Origin of the sequence: Streptomyces bauhiniae (assembly GCF_004784475.1) — a bacterium.
GTDB classification, from domain to species: domain Bacteria; phylum Actinomycetota; class Actinomycetes; order Streptomycetales; family Streptomycetaceae; genus Streptomyces; species Streptomyces seoulensis.
On the sequence record NZ_SRRT01000001.1, the window covers coordinates 252,332 to 267,705 of the forward strand.

The window sequence follows — 15,374 nt, forward strand, 5'->3', positions numbered from 1 at the left end:
GCACCGGCGTCAGGGAGGTGCCGGTGCCGGGGAAGCGGCGCCGGGGGGTCGCGCCGCTTCCACGGGTTCTTGTGTGCAGTTGTCCGCCGGACGGCCCCGGGCGTCCCCGGAGCCGGCCGTTCTCTTGGGTGACCGGGCTGCTGTCCCCTGCCGTCCGGTCACTGTTCCGGGACGAGGTCCCACGGCGTACGGCACGACCCGTACCCCTCATCGCCCCGGCGAGCCACGCGTGGTTCTGTCGGGCCCGCCCCTGGCTGGCACGGACATGGGGCTCAACGAAGCGGTGCGCGAGCCGGTCACGCGCCGTACGGGTGAGAGCGGCCCCGAACTCAGATGCGACCCCGGCACAGCTCCAGCAGGGTCATGGCGAGCGCGGTGCCGGGCTTGCCGAGGGCGTCCCGGTAGCGGCCGAGGATCTCCATCTCGCGGGACAGGCTGACCCGGCGGCCGCCGGAGGCGATCCGGGTCTGCTGGACGACGGCGGAGACGGCCATCCGCTCCTGGACGAGGCCGATGATCCGGTCGTCGAGGGCGTCGATGCGCGTCCGGGCGTCGTCGATGGTGCGCTCGGGCTCGGTGTGCGCGGTCGCGGTCTGCGGGGTGGCGGTGGTCATGCGGGGCTCCTGGTGGCTGGTGGCCGCCCCGGACCGGCAGGACCCGGAAAGACGACAGGCGCTCCGGGCCTTGTCGGCCCGGAGCGCCTGTCGTAAGTCGCTTGTCATGTGCTCAAGCAGAACGACCATGGCAGCCGGCGGGCCCGGTGCCATAGGTAAAGAGGAACGTCGTCTGGGTGAACACGGGGTCAGTATGCCACGACCATCCGTCACCCCGGACCGCCCGTGGACATCGCCCTCCGGCGTCCGGGAGGGGGTCGGCGCCCACCCCGTTAGAATCGGTCATACAGACCCCCGCCCCACCGCCGGAAGGCACCCCGTGTCATCAGCGACCCAGTCTGCCGACGCCCCCGACACCGTTCTGGTCGTCGACTTCGGCGCGCAGTACGCCCAGCTCATCGCCCGTCGCGTCCGCGAGGCGCGGGTCTACAGCGAGATCGTGCCCAGCAGCATGCCGGTCGCTGAGATGCTCGCCAAGAACCCGGCGGCGATCATCCTCTCCGGAGGCCCCTCCTCGGTCTACGAGGAGAACGCCCCGCAGCTCGACGGCGACCTCTTCGAGGCCGGCGTCCCCGTCTTCGGCATGTGCTACGGCTTCCAGCTCATGGCGCAGACCCTCGGCGGCACCGTCGACAACAGCGGCGCCCGCGAGTACGGCCGTACCGGTCTGCACGTCTCGATGTCCGGCTCCACCCTGTTCGAGGGCACCCCGGACGAGCAGCCCGTGTGGATGTCCCACGGCGACGCCTGCTCCGCCGCTCCCGAGGGCTTCACCGTCACCGCCTCCACCGACGTGGTCCCGGTCGCCGCCTTCGAGAACGACGAGAAGAAGCTCTACGGCGTCCAGTACCACCCCGAGGTCATGCACTCCACGCACGGCCAGCAGGTGCTGGAGCACTTCCTGTACCGGGGCGCGGGCCTGACCCCGTCCTGGACCACGGGCAACGTCATCGAGGAACAGGTCGCCGCGATCCGCGAGCAGGTCGGCGACAAGCGCGCCATCTGCGGTCTGTCCGGCGGCGTGGACTCCGCCGTCGCCGCGGCCCTGGTGCAGAAGGCCATCGGCTCCCAGCTCACCTGCGTCTACGTCGACCACGGTCTGATGCGCAAGGGCGAGACCGAGCAGGTCGAGAAGGACTTCGTCGCCGCCACCGGCGTCCAGCTCAAGGTGGTCGACGCCGAGGAGCGCTTCCTCAAGGCGCTCGCCGGGGTCTCCGACCCCGAGGAGAAGCGGAAGATCATCGGGCGCGAGTTCATCCGCGTCTTCGAGCAGGCCCAGGCCGAGATCATCGCGGACGAGGGCCCGGCCGTGGAGTTCCTGGTGCAGGGCACCCTGTACCCGGACGTGGTCGAGTCCGGCGGCGGCACCGGCACCGCCAACATCAAGTCCCACCACAACGTCGGCGGCCTCCCCGAGGACCTCGAGTTCCAGCTCATCGAGCCGCTGCGCAAGCTGTTCAAGGACGAGGTCCGCATGGTGGGCCAGGAGCTGGGCCTGCCCGAGGAGATCGTCCAGCGCCAGCCCTTCCCCGGCCCCGGCCTCGGCATCCGCATCGTCGGCGACGTCACCAAGGAGCGCCTGGACCTGCTGCGCGACGCCGACGCCATCGCCCGCGAGGAGCTGACCGCCGCCGGTCTGGACCGCGAGATCTGGCAGTGCCCGGTCGTGCTGCTCGCCGACGTCCGCTCGGTCGGCGTCCAGGGCGACGGCCGCACCTACGGCCACCCGATCGTGCTGCGCCCGGTCTCCTCCGAGGACGCCATGACCGCCGACTGGTCCCGGCTGCCCTACGACGTGCTGGCGAAGATCTCCACCCGGATCACCAACGAGGTCCGCGACGTCAACCGCGTCGTCGTCGACGTGACCTCCAAGCCGCCGGGCACCATCGAGTGGGAGTGACCCGGGTGCCGGTCCGCTGACCGGCACCGCCCGAGGTGGAACGGCTCCGGCCGTTCCACCTCTTTTTCGTCACTCGGCCTCTTTTGGTACCCCGCCACCCGACGGTAACTTCCGGTCCGTAAAGCACCCCAGCGCTGGAGGACTCATGCACCGGCCCACCCCTCCCTCGCCGCTGCCCACCGACAAGCTGCGGTTCGCCATGCCGCCCATGCACGAGTCGGTCGACGAGGAACGCCGCCACCGCAAGGAACGCCTCGCGGGCGCCCTGCGCCTCTTCGGGCGCGCCGGGTTCGAGGACGGCGTATCGGGCCACATCACCGCCCGCGACCCGGAGTTCAGCGACTGCTTCTGGGTCAACCCCTTCGGGATGCCCTTCAAGCACGTCACCGTGAGCGACCTGGTCCTGGCCAACCAGGACGGCCAGGTCGTCCAGGGGGGTTACCACGTCAACCAGGCCGCCTTCACCGTCCACGCGGCGGTCCACGCGGCCCGCCCGGACGTCGTCGCCGTCGCCCACTGCCACTCCACGCACGGCCGCGCTCTCGCCTCCCTCGGCGAGGTCCCCGACCCCATCACCCAGGAGAGCTGCGCCTTCTACGAGGACACCGCGCTCTACGACGCCTACACCGGCGTCACCGTCGACGCCGAGGAAGGCCGCCGCATCGCCTCCGTGCTCGGCTCCAACAAGGCCCTGGTGCTGCGCAACCACGGCCTGCTCACCGTCGGCGACTCGGTCGACGCGGCCGCCTGGTGGTTCATGTCCATGGAGCGCTCCTGCCAGGTCCAGCTCACCGCCGAGGCCGCCGGACGCCCCGTCCTCATCGAGCACCGGCAGGCCGTCGCCACCCGCGAACAGCTCGGCGGCGACCTCGTGGCCTGGATCAACTACCAGCCCCTGTGGCAGGACATCAGCCGCAGCGAACCCGACCTGCTGAGCTGAGCCTCCCGCACGGGCGTGCGAGTGGGTCAGCAGGATGGGCGGTCCTTTCCGCCCAGCGCGGACCCGGGAACCCGAGGTGTCCGGGGTAGGGCACAATTCGCCTTGTTCACAGGGGAGTTGCTCGGCCACCGCACGCACTGTGCGGGACGGCCGTATTCCGGGATCTCGGGCAGCGGGGAAGGCGGGCGTCGGTCGTGGCGGTGCAGGAGGCGAGGCAGAGCGCGGCGGACGGCGCGGGGGCCCACGGGGGCGGCTGTGCGTGCGGAGACTGCCCGCACGGGGCACGTGAGGGCCACCGGCGGGCGCTGGCCGCCTTCCGGCAGGGCCGCGACGAGTTCGCCGCCGGACGCGGGCTGCCCCCGGCCGTGGCCCACTCCGCCTCGGCGTCCCGCCAGTGGATCTCCGCCGAACTCGCCCAGCGCGCCGAGGCGGTCGCCGAACGCGGCCGCGCCGAGGGCGACGCCTGGCTCGCCGGCCTCTGGACCCGCACCGCCTTCCTGGCCTGGGGCGCCGTGGTCGTCCTGCTGCTCGCCCAGGCCCTCACCGCGATCGGCACGGGCTGGAGCAGCGCCCGCACCGCCGGACTGCTCGCCGCGGTCGCCGTCGCGGGCGCACTGACCCTGGCCGGCTTCCTCCACCGGGCGCGCGGCGGGGCGCTGGCCCCGATGATCGGCGAGGACAACCGGATGTCCACCTCCCGCACGGTCGCCGCCTGCTGGGTCCTCTTCGTCGCCTACGCCGTCCTCCTGCTCGCGGGCCGCCTCGCCGCCGCCTCCGACCCCGCCGAACGCGACTCCCTCCTCGCCGGTCTCGACCTCGCGCGCGGTGCCGGTGTGGTGACCGTCCTCGCCGTGGTGTGCGGCATCGCCGTCCTGGTCCGCCGGGTGGTCGGGCTGCGCGTCCTCGGCCAGCGGCTCCAGAAGGTCCCGGCGCACCGCCCGCGCGCCGCCGACCTGCTCACCGACGACGCGGGCCGGGGCGCCTTCGCCGACATCCAGTACGTCGTGATCAGCGCCGTCGCCCTGGTCTTCGCCGCCGTCCGCCTCGGCCGCCGCCCGGACCAGCTCCCCGACCTGCCCTGGGGGCTGGCCGTGCTGGTGCTGATCTCGGCGGCCACCTACCTGGCGGGCAAGTACGCCGAGGGCGGCCGTCCGGTGGTGCTGTCCGTGGTCCGCGCCCGCGAGCCCGGCGACCTGGACGGGCCGATCCGCACCGGGGACGACATCGAGATCCGCGGCACCGGTTTCGTCCCGCCCGGCGCCCAGGGCGCCGACCGGCTCGCCCGCATGGTCGTCCGCATCGGCGCGGTCGACGTCCATGTGCCCCTGATCCCGGTCCCCGGCGGCTTCCGCAACCCCACCGACAGCGTCCTCACCGTCCCGGTCCCGGTCGAGGTGGAGCCCGGCGCGGTGGAGGTGCAAGTGGTCACGGCGGCGGGGCTGGCCACCAACCGCTACCCCATCGAGGTGACGGACTGACCCCCCGTACGCTGCACCGATATCCGGAAAATCGTCCGGGGAGGATTGAACCGGCTCCCTTCGTCATACGTATCGTCGGGTGAGGGGTCCGGGACGGCGGGCGAGAGGCGGCTAGCAGTGATGACTCACGGTATGCGGACGGACACGCACACCTCCCATCTCAACGGGGACCGTGACTGGCGGGCGACCGCCACCCGTTACGCCCTCCTCCCACTCCGGATCTTCCTCGGCGTCACCTTCGTCTACGCCGGTCTGGACAAGATCACCGACAGCGCCTTCATGAAGGCCAGTGGCGCCGGTTCGCTCGGCGACACGATGCGCGGGGTCCGGGACTCATCCGCCATCCCGGCCCTCGTCGACCTGGCCCTCAAGAGCCCCGTCGGCTTCGGCTACGCCATCGCCTTCGGTGAGCTGGCCGTCGGCATCGGCATCCTGATCGGACTCCTCGGCCGGCTGGCCGCCCTCGGCGGTGCGCTGATCTCGCTGAGCCTGTGGCTGACGATGAGCTGGGCCTCCAGCCCGTACTACTACGGCAACGACCTCGCCTACCTGATGGCGTGGCTGCCTCTCGTCCTCGCGGGAACCCCCTATCTCTCCGTCGACGCTTCTCTGCGGGACCGGCGGCGACGCCGGTCGGGCGGGTACCGCTAGCCGGGGCGCCGGGCCCCGCTCGGCGGGCTGGACCGGGTCGGGGGCTCGGCCTTCTCGTCCTCCGCGCCGTTCCTCCTGCGCAGGGCACGGGTGAGGGCGGTGGTCGCGCCCGCCAGGAACAGGCCGCCGACGGCCAGGGGGATCGCGGTGAACCACGGGATGTCCCACAGCCCGCGCACGTCCCCCAGGTAGAGGGCGCCCGCGACGGTCAGGCAGACCCCGCCGACCAGCCGGCCGGGCTGGAACTCATGACGCAGCACGGCTGACCTCCACCTGTCCGATGCCCACATGAAGGTCGATCCGCAGCACACCGGCCTCCTTCGTCCCCTTGTCCGGCGTCAGATTCGCCGTCTCATGCCGGCCCGGCCGCACATCCACGTCCTTCGTGTTGTCGCCGGGCAACCGGATGTCGCCCACCCCCACATCGATGCTCAGCACCGCCGCCGCGTCCGCCGGGACGATCACGCGCAGCCGGCCCGCTCCCAGCCCCGCCCTGGTGGACACCGTCTGGTCCTTGGTCAGGCGCACCTTGGTCAGGTCGAGGGTGGCGGAGCCGGACCCCAGCTCGTAGACGGGCTGGACATCCGCCGTGGCCGCCGGCCGCCAGGACGTCTGCCGCCAGTGCGAGGTGACGTCGGCCGGCAGCATGGCGCTTCCGGCCAGGAGTAGCGCCGTCACCAGGGCCAGGAAGGCGGACCCGCCTCCCGTGCGCCCCAGGAAGGCGCTGACGGCTATGCCCAGTCCGAAGACCACCAGCGCGCAGGCCAGCCCGGTCTGGAGGCTGGTGGCCAGCGGGCGGGTCTCCCAGGTGCGGCTGCCGCCCAGATAACCGGCCAGCAGGGCGAGCAGGAACACCCAGCCGCTGATCCAGTGCGGTCCCCGGGGCTTGGGGCGCTTGTCGGCCGGTATGCGCCCGGCGAGCGAGTGCGGCCAGGGGAGCTGCATGACGAATTCGATCGGCGGAGAGGGCGAGACGTGCTGCTGGTCGTAGGCGTCGCTCGGGCCCCAGAAGTACCCGGTGCCGCCGACATGGGTGCCGTCCTTGACGATCGGGTCACGCCACCAGGAGGGCCCGCTGTAGTAGATCGGCGGTGCCTGCGTCTCCGGTGGGGCGTCGGCCGCCGCCTGTGCGGCTATGGGGTGGCCCCTGGGCGACTTCGGCTCGTCACTCGGGGAGGGGGCGGGGTCGGTGGTGGCGCGGTGCCGCGACCAGTACCCGGCGCCGGCCAGCAGCAGGGAGAGCACCACGGCGAAGGTCAGCACCCCGCCGTTGCGCAGGGTGGTCAGGATGACCCCGCTGCCGATCAGGGCGAACAGGACGGCGGCCAGCGCCTGTCCGTCGACCCGGCCGGTCAGCAGCTTGCGTACCTCGTTCTCCTCCTCGTCGTCGTACGGGACGAGGAGCCAGGCGAAGCCGTAGAAGATCAGGCCGATGCCGCCGGTCGCGGCCAGCACGGCCAGGGTGATGCGGAAGATCACCGGGTCCATGTCCGTGTGCCGGCCGAGGCCCGCGCACACGCCCGCGATCATTTTGTGCCGGCGGTCGCGGCGGAAGCGGCGGGGGGTCTCGGCGGTGCGGGGCCCTGCCGGGGTGTCCGCTTCTTCCGCGTGCCCCGGGTTCCTGGATGCGGAGCCCGGCGCTGCCGAGCCCTGCGCCCCCGGTTCCTCCGCTCCCGGCCCGTTCGCCCTGGAGTCCTTCTCTCCTGTGTCCCTCACTGCTCCACCCCCTCTCTCCGCGCCCCGCTCTCCCGCGGGCGTCTTCTGTGTTCCTGTGGTGTCCGCCCGGTCCGGACCCGTCCGCTCCGTCGCGGCGGGTTCGGCATCCGGCGGCCCGGTGCCCGAGGCCGGGCGTGGGCCGGTGCCGGGTCCCGGACCCGTCGCGGCGTGCTCGTGATCCGTCATGTGTCCATGGTGACGGGCCGGGAGCCGTGTGGGCAGTCGGGTCGACCCTGGTCGAACCCTGAAATCGCCCCTGAGACGAGCGGGGGAGATGTTCGACTCCGGGCCGGGATCCCCGCCCCGACCGGCCCGCCGGGACTCGGGGGAACCCCGGTGAAGATCAGGGGAGTCTCGGGGGACGACCCTGATGCCCCGGTCCCCGCCGCCGTGTGACCATCGTTGGCATGCCGGAAGCCGCAGCACTCCCACTCGAAGACCCGCGGCCGCCGCGCAAGCTCTACCGCAGCGGTGACGGCCGCTGGCTGGGCGGAGTGGCGCGGGGGCTCGCCGGGCATCTCGGGCTGCCCGTGGTGTGGGTGCGGCTGGCCTTCGTCGGCCTGCTGATGGCGAACGGACTCGGCGCGCTGCTGTACGCCGCGTTCTGGTTCTTCGTCCCGCTGGGCGTCGGCGGGGTGGGCGACCACAAACCGGCCTCGCTGGTCGGCACCGAGACCTCGCCGGAGGGGCGCCGCAGACTCGTCGCCCGCAAGCCGGACAAGGGGCAGATGGTCGCGCTGCTCCTCATGGTCATCGTGTCCATCGTCTTCCTGGGCAGCGTCAACCTGACCAACACCGCCAAGGCGTACCTGGTGCCGGTGGTGCTGGTCGCGGCCGGTGTCGCCCTGGTCTGGCGGCAGGCGGACAACGCCCGCCGGGCTCGCTGGGTCGAGGTCGGCGGCCGTCGGCGTACGCTCACCCTGCTCCGGGCGGCCGTGGGTGTGCTGCTGGTCGCCGCCGGTGTCTCCGCGATCTTCCTGATGCAGGTGTCCGCCGCCCACCTGGGCGCGGTGCTGGAGGCGGCGCTCGCCGTGCTGGTCGGCATCACCCTGCTCGCCGGCCCCTATCTCGTCCGCGTGACCCAGGACCTGTCCGAGGAACGCCTGATGCGCATCCGTGCCCAGGAGCGGGCCGAGGTCGCCGCGCACGTCCACGACTCGGTGCTGCACACCCTCACCCTGATACAGCGCAACGCGGACAACGCCGGGGAGGTGCGCCGCCTGGCCCGCGCTCAGGAGCGGGACCTGCGCACCTGGCTGTACAAGCCGGAGGGCACCGGCAAGGACGAGGCCGACGAGCCGGACACGGTCGCGGAGGCGGTGCGGCGCAACGCGGCCGAGGTGGAGGACAAGCACGGCGTGCCCATAGAGGTCGTGGTGGTGGGCGACTGCCCGCTGGACGACCGGACGACCGCGCAGATGCAGGCCGCGCGCGAAGCCATGGTGAACGCCGCCAAGTACGGTGGCGAGGGCGGTGCCGTGCAGGTCTACGCAGAGGTCGAGGGCCGTACGGTCTTCGTGTCCGTCCGCGACCGGGGTCCGGGCTTCGACCTCGACTCCATACCCGCCGACCGCATGGGGGTCAGGGAGTCGATCATCGGGCGCATGGAGCGCAACGGCGGTACGGCCCGGCTGCGGCCGGTGCCGGACGGCGGCACGGAAGTCGAGCTGGAGATGGAGAGGGCGGAGAAGACGGCATGAGTGACGCGACCGAGGCGAACGGCACGACGGGGGAGGCGGAGGTGGCCGAACCCGGACGCGACACCGCGAGGACGACCGAGGGCACCGAGGGCGCGGTCGGGCGGCATGTGCGCGTGGTGCTGGTGGACGACCACCGCATGTTCCGCACCGGCGTGCAGGCGGAGATCGGGCAGACCGCGCGGACCGGGGTCGAGGTGGTCGGTGAGGCACCGGACGTTGACCAGGCGGTCGCGGTCATCACCCGGACCCGGCCCGAGGTGGTCCTGCTCGACGTCCATCTGCCCGGCGGCGGCGGGGTCGAGGTGCTCCGGCGCAGCGCGGCCCTGATGGCGGACCCCGAGCAGCCGGTGCGCTTCCTCGCGCTCTCCGTGTCCGACGCGGCGGAGGACGTGATCGGGGTGATCCGGGGCGGGGCGCGCGGCTATGTCACCAAGACCATCACCGGGTCCGACCTGATCGATTCGATCTTCCGGGTGCAGGAGGGCGACGCGGTCTTCTCGCCCCGGCTGGCCGGGTTCGTACTGGACGCCTTCGCCTCCACCGACGCCCCGCCGGTCGACGAGGACCTCGACCGTCTCACCCAGCGCGAGCGTGAGGTGCTGCGGCTGATCGCGCGTGGCTATGCCTACAAGGAGATCGGCAAGCAGCTCTTCATCTCGGTGAAGACGGTCGAGTCCCATGTCTCCGCGGTGCTGCGCAAGCTCCAGCTCTCCAACCGGCACGAGCTGACCCGCTGGGCCACGGCCCGCCGGCTGGTCTGAGCCGAACCTCTAGGCGACCCGGGTGGCCCCCGCGAACGGCATCTGGTCGATGGGGGCGACCCGGACCGGCGCCGACGGGTTGGGCGCGTGGATCATGCGGCCGTTGCCCACGTAGATGCCCACGTGGCTGACGCCGGAGTAGAAGAACACCAGGTCACCGGGCTGGAGCTGGGAGCGGGAGACACGCCGGCCCGCGTTGATCTGGGCGTAGGTGGTGCGGGGGAGGGAGATGCCCGCGGAGCGGTAGGCGGCCTGGATCAGCCCCGAGCAGTCGAAGGCGTTGGGGCCGGTCGCGCCCCACACATAGGGGCTGCCGAGCTTGCGGTAGGCGTAGGCGACGGCAGCCGAAGCGCGTGAGGTGGGCGCGGGCACCCGTGCGGTCGTACGGCCGGTGGACGCCTTGCCAGAAGTGGCCGGAGCCGGGGCGGAGCGACCCCCACCGGCGGCACGGACCGGAACCGCCGGAGTGGCGGTGGTGGCCTTGGCCCGCTCGGGCGGGGTGAGCCGGGTGAGCAACTGCCGGGCCTGCTTGAGCTTGGTGGTGACCGCGTCCTTCTGCCGCTTCAGCTCCGCCTGCCGGGACCGTACCGACTTCGCCTCGACGCGGGCCGCGCCGCGCAGCCGCTCGATCTCCCGGAGCTGGGCGCGTACCCGGGTCACCTGCTGGGCCTGGTGGTGGCCGGCGCGTTCGGCGAAGGCGGCGTCGTCCAGGTAGCGGTCGGGGCTGCTGGAGAGGGCGAGCTGCCAGCTCGGGGCGATCGCGCCCTCGCGGTACTGCGCGGCGGCGGAGGCGCCCAGGGCACCACGGGCGGTGTTGAGTCTGTCCTGCCTGCGGGCGGTCTCGTCGCGCAGGGAGTTCAGCCTGCGCTGGGCGGCGCTCGCCTTCTCGCGGGCGCCGTTGTACTTCTCGGTGGCGGTCTCCGCCTCCCGGTACAGCCGGTCCACCTGGGTCTTGACCTGGGCGGTGGTGAGTTGCGGCTCGGCGTGTCCCGTTCCGTCGAAGGCCGTCGCGGTGGCCGCTCCCGCCAGGGCGAGAGTGGCGGCCGTGCGGGCCGTGTTGCCGCTGAGTGAGCGCGCTCGGAGCTTTCGGTGCGCTGCCACCTGGACCGTCACGTCCTTCCATGGGACTCGTGCGGCCGAGAACTGCGGACCCCTAGGGGCCGGTGTCCGGCGGCCGTCCGCACAGGGGAGACGGCGGCCGACGGACGGTCCTCGGCGGTGATGTCCGGCTGCCGCCCCTGGTCCGGGCGGCTGTGGGGAGCCGGTCACCTGGGGGAGGACGCTAGGCCGGTTGGTGACAGCTTGGTAACGCGTGTGCGGAACTGTCCGCGACGCAACGGAAAGTGACCGTTTCCGACCGGGTTACCGGGGTGGCGGAGGTGCCCATCCGAAGCCTGACGATCAAAGAGGGGAAGACGGGACCCGAGGGAGGCAGGGGGTGCTATGACCGGCGAGCCCGCGAGCGGGTGAGATCGGCCGGAGCCATGCGCCGGACGCGGGCCCCGGTACGGTGCCGACGGAATGTCGGGAACTAGGCTCGGTTCCCATGACCGTACTCATCCATGTCTTCGTCGCCCTGCACATCATCGGCATCGCCGCGCTGCTCGGCGGCTTCCTCACCCAGATGAAGGCGATGGGCCGGGGTACGGCCCGCTTCGTGCCCGCCATGCTGCACGGCGCGATCACCATGCTGGTCACCGGCGTGGTGCTGGTCGGCCTCAACGAGGCGGACGGCCACCACGTCAACAACATCAAGATCGGCATCAAGCTGGCGCTGCTGATCGTGATCCTCGGGCTGGTCTATGTGAAGCGCGACGAGGAGACGGTCGACAAGGGGATGTTCGGGCTGGTCGGCGCCCTGACCACGGCGAACATCTTCATCGCCGTGCTGTGGACGTGACGCCCGCCGTCCCCGTCTCCCGAGGGTCGCGGTACCCGGCGCGCGCCGCCAGCACCGCGCCCGCCGCGGCTGCCAGCCACACCGCGACCGCCACCCAGACCAGCACCTTCCCCGGCCCGCTCAGCCAGGACACGTCCAGGGCGGCCGAGACCGCGAGGGCCGCCGCCGCCGTCATCCCCATCGAGAACACGGTGGCCCAGCGCAGCAGGCCGTAGCGGGGCCGGGGGCGCGCCAGCTCGGCCAGTACCAGCACCGCGTAGCAGGCGAGGTCCAGGACCAGCAGGATCGCGGTGACCTGGTGCAGGACCCCGCTGTCGTCCTTGTTCCACAGGTACAGCCGCGCGCTGTCGGCGGAGATCAGCCGGGCCCCGGCCAGCGCCGAGATGGACAGCGCGCCGCCCGCGATCCAGTGGTCGCCCGGCCCGTGCAGGACCTGGCGGGAGTCGAAGCGGGGCAGGGCGAGGGCGTAGAGCAGCAGGCCCAGCCAGAACAGCACCAGCGCGGCGTGCGCCAGCCAGGCCGTGGCCTCGGCCCCGGCCAGGGTGGCCGCCAGTACCGCGAGCGCCTGTGTGGCCACGCAACACAGGAACACCGTGCCCGGCATGCGCTGCCCCCAGTTCCGCAGCACGGAGACCAACAGCACCGGCCAGAGCAGCGCGGCCAGCGCCAGTAGGGCCCCGGCCAGGGGCTGGACGCCGAGCAGCGAGATCCGGGTACCGAGTACCGCCGTGGCCGCCACCGCCGTGAGCGCGGCCGGGTCGCGGGCCTCCTCCGTCCAGCGTCCCCGGTGTCCCGCGAGCCGTACCGCGAAGGTGGCGGCGAGGGTCAGCCAGGCGAGGCAGGCCAGGACCAGGAAGATCCGGGACACCACCTCGACGCCCGCCAGCCGCAGGCCGATGGAGATGATGGCGGTCGCCATGACAGCGGTGCCCGCCGCCGGAGGACGCTCCGCCACCCACGTTCGCAAGCCCGAGATGCCCGACATGTCCCTGATGCTAGGGAGCGGCGCGGCCCCGACGGGGAGGGCACGCGCGCGTGGGGCTCGAAAAGAGGACCGGGCCGTCAGGGACCGTCCCCCCGGAAACGGGAGATCGTTCCGCCCGGAACGGAAGATCGTTCCGCCGGGAATCCGGCCATGTTCCCCGGACCGGGACCGGTTGTCGGTGCGGCGCCCTAGACTCGTAGAGCGATGAGCAGCCTCTTTGACGACAACTTCCTGGCCAGCCTCCAGCCCCCGCGCGGGCCCGAGGAGGAGTCCGCGCCGCCCGAGGACGAGCATGCTCCGGAGCCGGTCCCGGACGACCTGTTCGGGGGGAAGTTCGACCTGCCCCCGGACCGGGACACCCACTACCGCGACGGCGCCCCGCGCCCGCCGGTCGACGCGGCGGCCCTCCTGGAGGGGCTGAACGAGAACCAGCGCGCGGCCGTCGTCCACGCGGGCTCCCCGCTGCTCATCGTCGCGGGCGCCGGTTCCGGCAAGACGCGGGTGCTCACCCACCGCATCGCCCACCTCCTCGCCGAGCGCCATGTGCACCCCGGCCAGATCCTCGCGATCACCTTCACCAACAAGGCCGCGGGCGAGATGAAGGAGCGCGTCGAGCAGCTCGTCGGCCCGCGCGCGGGCGCGATGTGGGTCATGACCTTCCACAGCGCCTGCGTCCGCATCCTGCGCCGCGAGTCGAAGCGGCTGGGCTTCACCTCGTCGTTCTCGATCTACGACGCGGCCGACAGCAAGCGCCTGATGGCCCTGGTCTGCCGCGACCTGGACCTCGACCCCAAGCGCTACCCGCCCAAGTCCTTCAGCGCGAAGATCAGCAACCTCAAGAACGAGCTGATCGACGAGGAGGACTTCGCCGCCCAGGCGACCGACGGCTTCGAGAAGACCCTCGCCCAGGCGTACGCGCTCTACCAGTCGCGGCTGCGCGAGGCCAACGCGCTCGACTTCGACGACCTGATCATGACCACGGTCAACCTGCTGCGCGCCTTCCCGGACGTCGCCGAGCACTACCACCGCCGCTTCCGGCACGTCATGGTCGACGAGTACCAGGACACCAACCACGCGCAGTACGCGCTGGTGCGCGAGCTGGTCGGCACGGGCGCACACGATGAGGACGTACCGCCCAACGAGTACGACGTCCCGCCCGCCGAGCTGTGTGTCGTGGGTGACGCGGACCAGTCGATCTACGCCTTCCGGGGCGCGACCATCCGCAACATCCTGCAGTTCGAGGAGGACTACCCGGACGCGACGACGATCCTGCTGGAGCAGAACTACCGCTCCACGCAGACCATCCTGTCCGCCGCCAACGCGGTCATCGAGCGCAACGAGTCCCGCCGCCCCAAGAACCTGTGGACCAACGCCGGCCAGGGCGCGGGCATCACCGGCTATGTCGCGGACACCGAGCACGACGAGGCCCAGTTCGTCGCCGACGAGATAGACCGCCTCACCGACGCGGGCGACGCCAAGGCCGGGGACGTGGCGGTGTTCTACCGCACCAACGCCCAGTCCCGTGTGTTCGAGGAGATCTTCATCCGGGTCGGCCTGCCGTACAAGGTCGTCGGCGGGGTGCGCTTCTACGAGCGCAAGGAGGTCCGGGACGTCCTGGCCTACCTGCGTGTCCTCGCCAACCCCGAGGACTCGGTGCCGATGCGCCGCATCCTCAACGTGCCCAAGCGGGGCATCGGGGAGCGTGCCGAGGCGATGATCGACGCCCTCGCCCAGCGCGAGAAGATCAGCTTCCCGCAGGCGCTGAAGCGGGTGGACGAGGCGTACGGCATGGCCGCGCGCTCCACCAACGCGGTCCGGCGGTTCAACGCCCTCATGGACGACCTGCGCACCATCGTCGAGTCCGGCGCCGGACCGGCCACCGTGCTGGAGGCGGTCCTGGAGCGCACCGGTTACCTCGCCGAACTCCAGGCGTCCACCGACCCGCAGGACGAGACCCGGATCGAGAACCTCCAGGAACTCGCGGCCGTGGCGCTGGAGTTCGAGCAGGAGCACGAGGACGACGAGCAGGGCACGCTGGCCGAGTTCCTGGAGCGGGTCGCGCTCGTCGCGGACTCGGACCAGATCCCGGACGAGGAGGACGGCGACGGCGTCATCACGCTGATGACCCTGCACACCGCCAAGGGGCTGGAGTTCCCGGTCGTGTTCCTCACCGGCATGGAGGACGGCGTCTTCCCGCACATGCGCGCCCTCAACCAGACCAAGGAGCTGGAGGAGGAGCGGCGCCTGGCCTATGTCGGCATCACACGCGCGCGGGAGCGGCTCTACCTCACCCGCGCCGCGCTGCGCAGCGCCTGGGGGCAGCCGTCGTACAACCCGCCCTCCCGGTTCCTGGAGGAGATCCCGGCGACCCACCTGGAGTGGAAGCGGACCGGTGCCTCGGCCGCGCCCTCCTTCGGCAAGGCCGCCTCCTCGGTGGCGTCCACCCTCTCCTCGTCCCGGTCCCGTTCGTCGGCGGCCGGTGCCTCCGGGTTCGCCACCCGCCGGGCCGGCGAGAAGCCGGTGGTGTCGCTGGCGATCGGCGACCGCGTCACCCACGACCAGTTCGGCCTCGGCACGGTGGTCGCGGTGGCCGGCGAGGGCGACAAGGCCCAGGCCACGATCGACTTCGGCGGCGGCAACGCCAAGCGGCTGCTGCTGCGGTACGCGCCGGTGGAGAAGCTCTAGACAGACGACGCGAGCCCCGCCGGAAGGGCGGGGCTCACGTCATG

The 15,374-nt window shown here is 72.1% G+C and carries 13 protein-coding genes; 8 read left to right on the forward strand and 5 right to left on the reverse strand.

Features of this window, described 5'->3' with window-relative positions:
* Window positions 1–329 precede the first annotated feature (329 nt).
* Window positions 330–614 carry a chorismate mutase gene (locus E5083_RS01275; protein WP_135783725.1) on the reverse strand — a complete coding sequence of 95 codons (285 nt, stop codon included), beginning with the start codon at window positions 612–614 and terminating at the stop codon, window positions 330–332.
* 319 nt (window positions 615–933) lie between these two features.
* On the opposite strand from E5083_RS01275, the gene guaA reads away from it, so the two are divergent.
* From guaA to E5083_RS01295, 4 genes are all read left to right on the forward strand, one after another.
* Window positions 934–2,514, forward strand: coding sequence for a glutamine-hydrolyzing GMP synthase (guaA, locus tag E5083_RS01280; protein WP_130331523.1), 1,581 nt, complete (start codon window positions 934–936; stop codon window positions 2,512–2,514).
* 145 nt (window positions 2,515–2,659) lie between these two features.
* Window positions 2,660–3,454, forward strand: a complete 795-nt coding sequence (locus E5083_RS01285) for a class II aldolase/adducin family protein (RefSeq protein WP_135783726.1) — start codon at window positions 2,660–2,662, stop codon at window positions 3,452–3,454.
* A 194-nt stretch (window positions 3,455–3,648) separates the two neighbouring features.
* Window positions 3,649–4,932 carry a hypothetical protein gene (locus tag E5083_RS01290; protein ID WP_135783727.1) on the forward strand — a complete coding sequence of 428 codons (1,284 nt, stop codon included), beginning with the start codon at window positions 3,649–3,651 and terminating at the stop codon, window positions 4,930–4,932.
* A gap of 120 nt (window positions 4,933–5,052) precedes the next feature.
* A complete protein-coding gene (locus tag E5083_RS01295; protein WP_135783728.1) occupies window positions 5,053–5,583 on the forward strand; it encodes a DoxX family protein in 531 nt (176 codons plus the stop codon).
* On the opposite strand, the gene E5083_RS01300 is transcribed toward E5083_RS01295, so the two are convergent.
* Window positions 5,580–5,843, reverse strand: a complete 264-nt coding sequence (locus tag E5083_RS01300) for a hypothetical protein (RefSeq protein WP_135783729.1) — start codon at window positions 5,841–5,843, stop codon at window positions 5,580–5,582. The genes E5083_RS01295 and E5083_RS01300 overlap by 4 nt on opposite strands.
* On the reverse strand, window positions 5,830–7,485 hold the full coding sequence (locus tag E5083_RS01305; RefSeq protein ID WP_167513428.1) for a PspC domain-containing protein: 1,656 nt from the start codon (window positions 7,483–7,485) through the stop codon (window positions 5,830–5,832). The genes E5083_RS01300 and E5083_RS01305 overlap by 14 nt, the downstream gene beginning before the upstream one ends.
* Before the next feature lie 221 nt (window positions 7,486–7,706).
* Between E5083_RS01305 and E5083_RS01310 the strand changes: the two genes are divergently transcribed.
* Complete coding sequence (locus E5083_RS01310) at window positions 7,707–8,999, forward strand: PspC domain-containing protein (protein ID WP_135783730.1); 1,293 nt, start codon at window positions 7,707–7,709, stop codon at window positions 8,997–8,999.
* Window positions 8,996–9,760, forward strand: coding sequence for a LuxR C-terminal-related transcriptional regulator (locus E5083_RS01315; protein WP_135783731.1), 765 nt, complete (start codon window positions 8,996–8,998; stop codon window positions 9,758–9,760). Before E5083_RS01310 ends, E5083_RS01315 begins: the two co-directional genes overlap by 4 nt.
* Before the next feature lie 9 nt (window positions 9,761–9,769).
* On the opposite strand, the gene E5083_RS01320 is transcribed toward E5083_RS01315, so the two are convergent.
* On the reverse strand, window positions 9,770–10,861 hold the full coding sequence (locus tag E5083_RS01320; RefSeq protein ID WP_135783732.1) for a C40 family peptidase: 1,092 nt from the start codon (window positions 10,859–10,861) through the stop codon (window positions 9,770–9,772).
* Window positions 10,862–11,306: 445 nt separating this feature from the next.
* Here E5083_RS01320 and E5083_RS01325 point away from each other — a divergent pair, with 445 nt between their 5' ends.
* Window positions 11,307–11,660, forward strand: coding sequence for a hypothetical protein (locus tag E5083_RS01325; RefSeq protein WP_030811871.1), 354 nt, complete (start codon window positions 11,307–11,309; stop codon window positions 11,658–11,660).
* Here the strand turns inward: E5083_RS01325 and E5083_RS01330 are convergent.
* Entirely contained in the window at window positions 11,638–12,645 is a 1,008-nt protein-coding gene (locus tag E5083_RS01330) for an SLAC1 family transporter (RefSeq protein ID WP_135783733.1), read from the reverse strand. The genes E5083_RS01325 and E5083_RS01330 overlap by 23 nt on opposite strands.
* Before the next feature lie 204 nt (window positions 12,646–12,849).
* Between E5083_RS01330 and pcrA the strand changes: the two genes are divergently transcribed.
* Window positions 12,850–15,330, forward strand: coding sequence for a DNA helicase PcrA (gene pcrA / locus E5083_RS01335; RefSeq protein ID WP_135783734.1), 2,481 nt, complete (start codon window positions 12,850–12,852; stop codon window positions 15,328–15,330).
* Window positions 15,331–15,374 lie beyond the last annotated feature (44 nt).

Bases quoted from the DNA above. Each gene is read 5' to 3' on its own strand.
- E5083_RS01275 (WP_135783725.1), bottom strand. From the start codon at position 614: ATGACCACCGCCACCCCGCAGACCGCGACCGCGCACACCGAGCCCGAG.
- E5083_RS01285 (WP_135783726.1), top strand. From the start codon at position 2,660: ATGCACCGGCCCACCCCTCCCTCGCCGCTGCCCACCGACAAGCTGCGG.
- E5083_RS01295 (WP_135783728.1), top strand. From the start codon at position 5,053: ATGACTCACGGTATGCGGACGGACACGCACACCTCCCATCTCAACGGG.
- E5083_RS01305 (WP_167513428.1), bottom strand. From the start codon at position 7,485: ATGACGGATCACGAGCACGCCGCGACGGGTCCGGGACCCGGCACCGGC.
- E5083_RS01310 (WP_135783730.1), top strand. From the start codon at position 7,707: ATGCCGGAAGCCGCAGCACTCCCACTCGAAGACCCGCGGCCGCCGCGC.
- E5083_RS01315 (WP_135783731.1), top strand. From the start codon at position 8,996: ATGAGTGACGCGACCGAGGCGAACGGCACGACGGGGGAGGCGGAGGTG.
- E5083_RS01325 (WP_030811871.1), top strand. From the start codon at position 11,307: ATGACCGTACTCATCCATGTCTTCGTCGCCCTGCACATCATCGGCATC.
- E5083_RS01330 (WP_135783733.1), bottom strand. From the start codon at position 12,645: ATGTCGGGCATCTCGGGCTTGCGAACGTGGGTGGCGGAGCGTCCTCCG.
- pcrA (WP_135783734.1), top strand. From the start codon at position 12,850: ATGAGCAGCCTCTTTGACGACAACTTCCTGGCCAGCCTCCAGCCCCCG.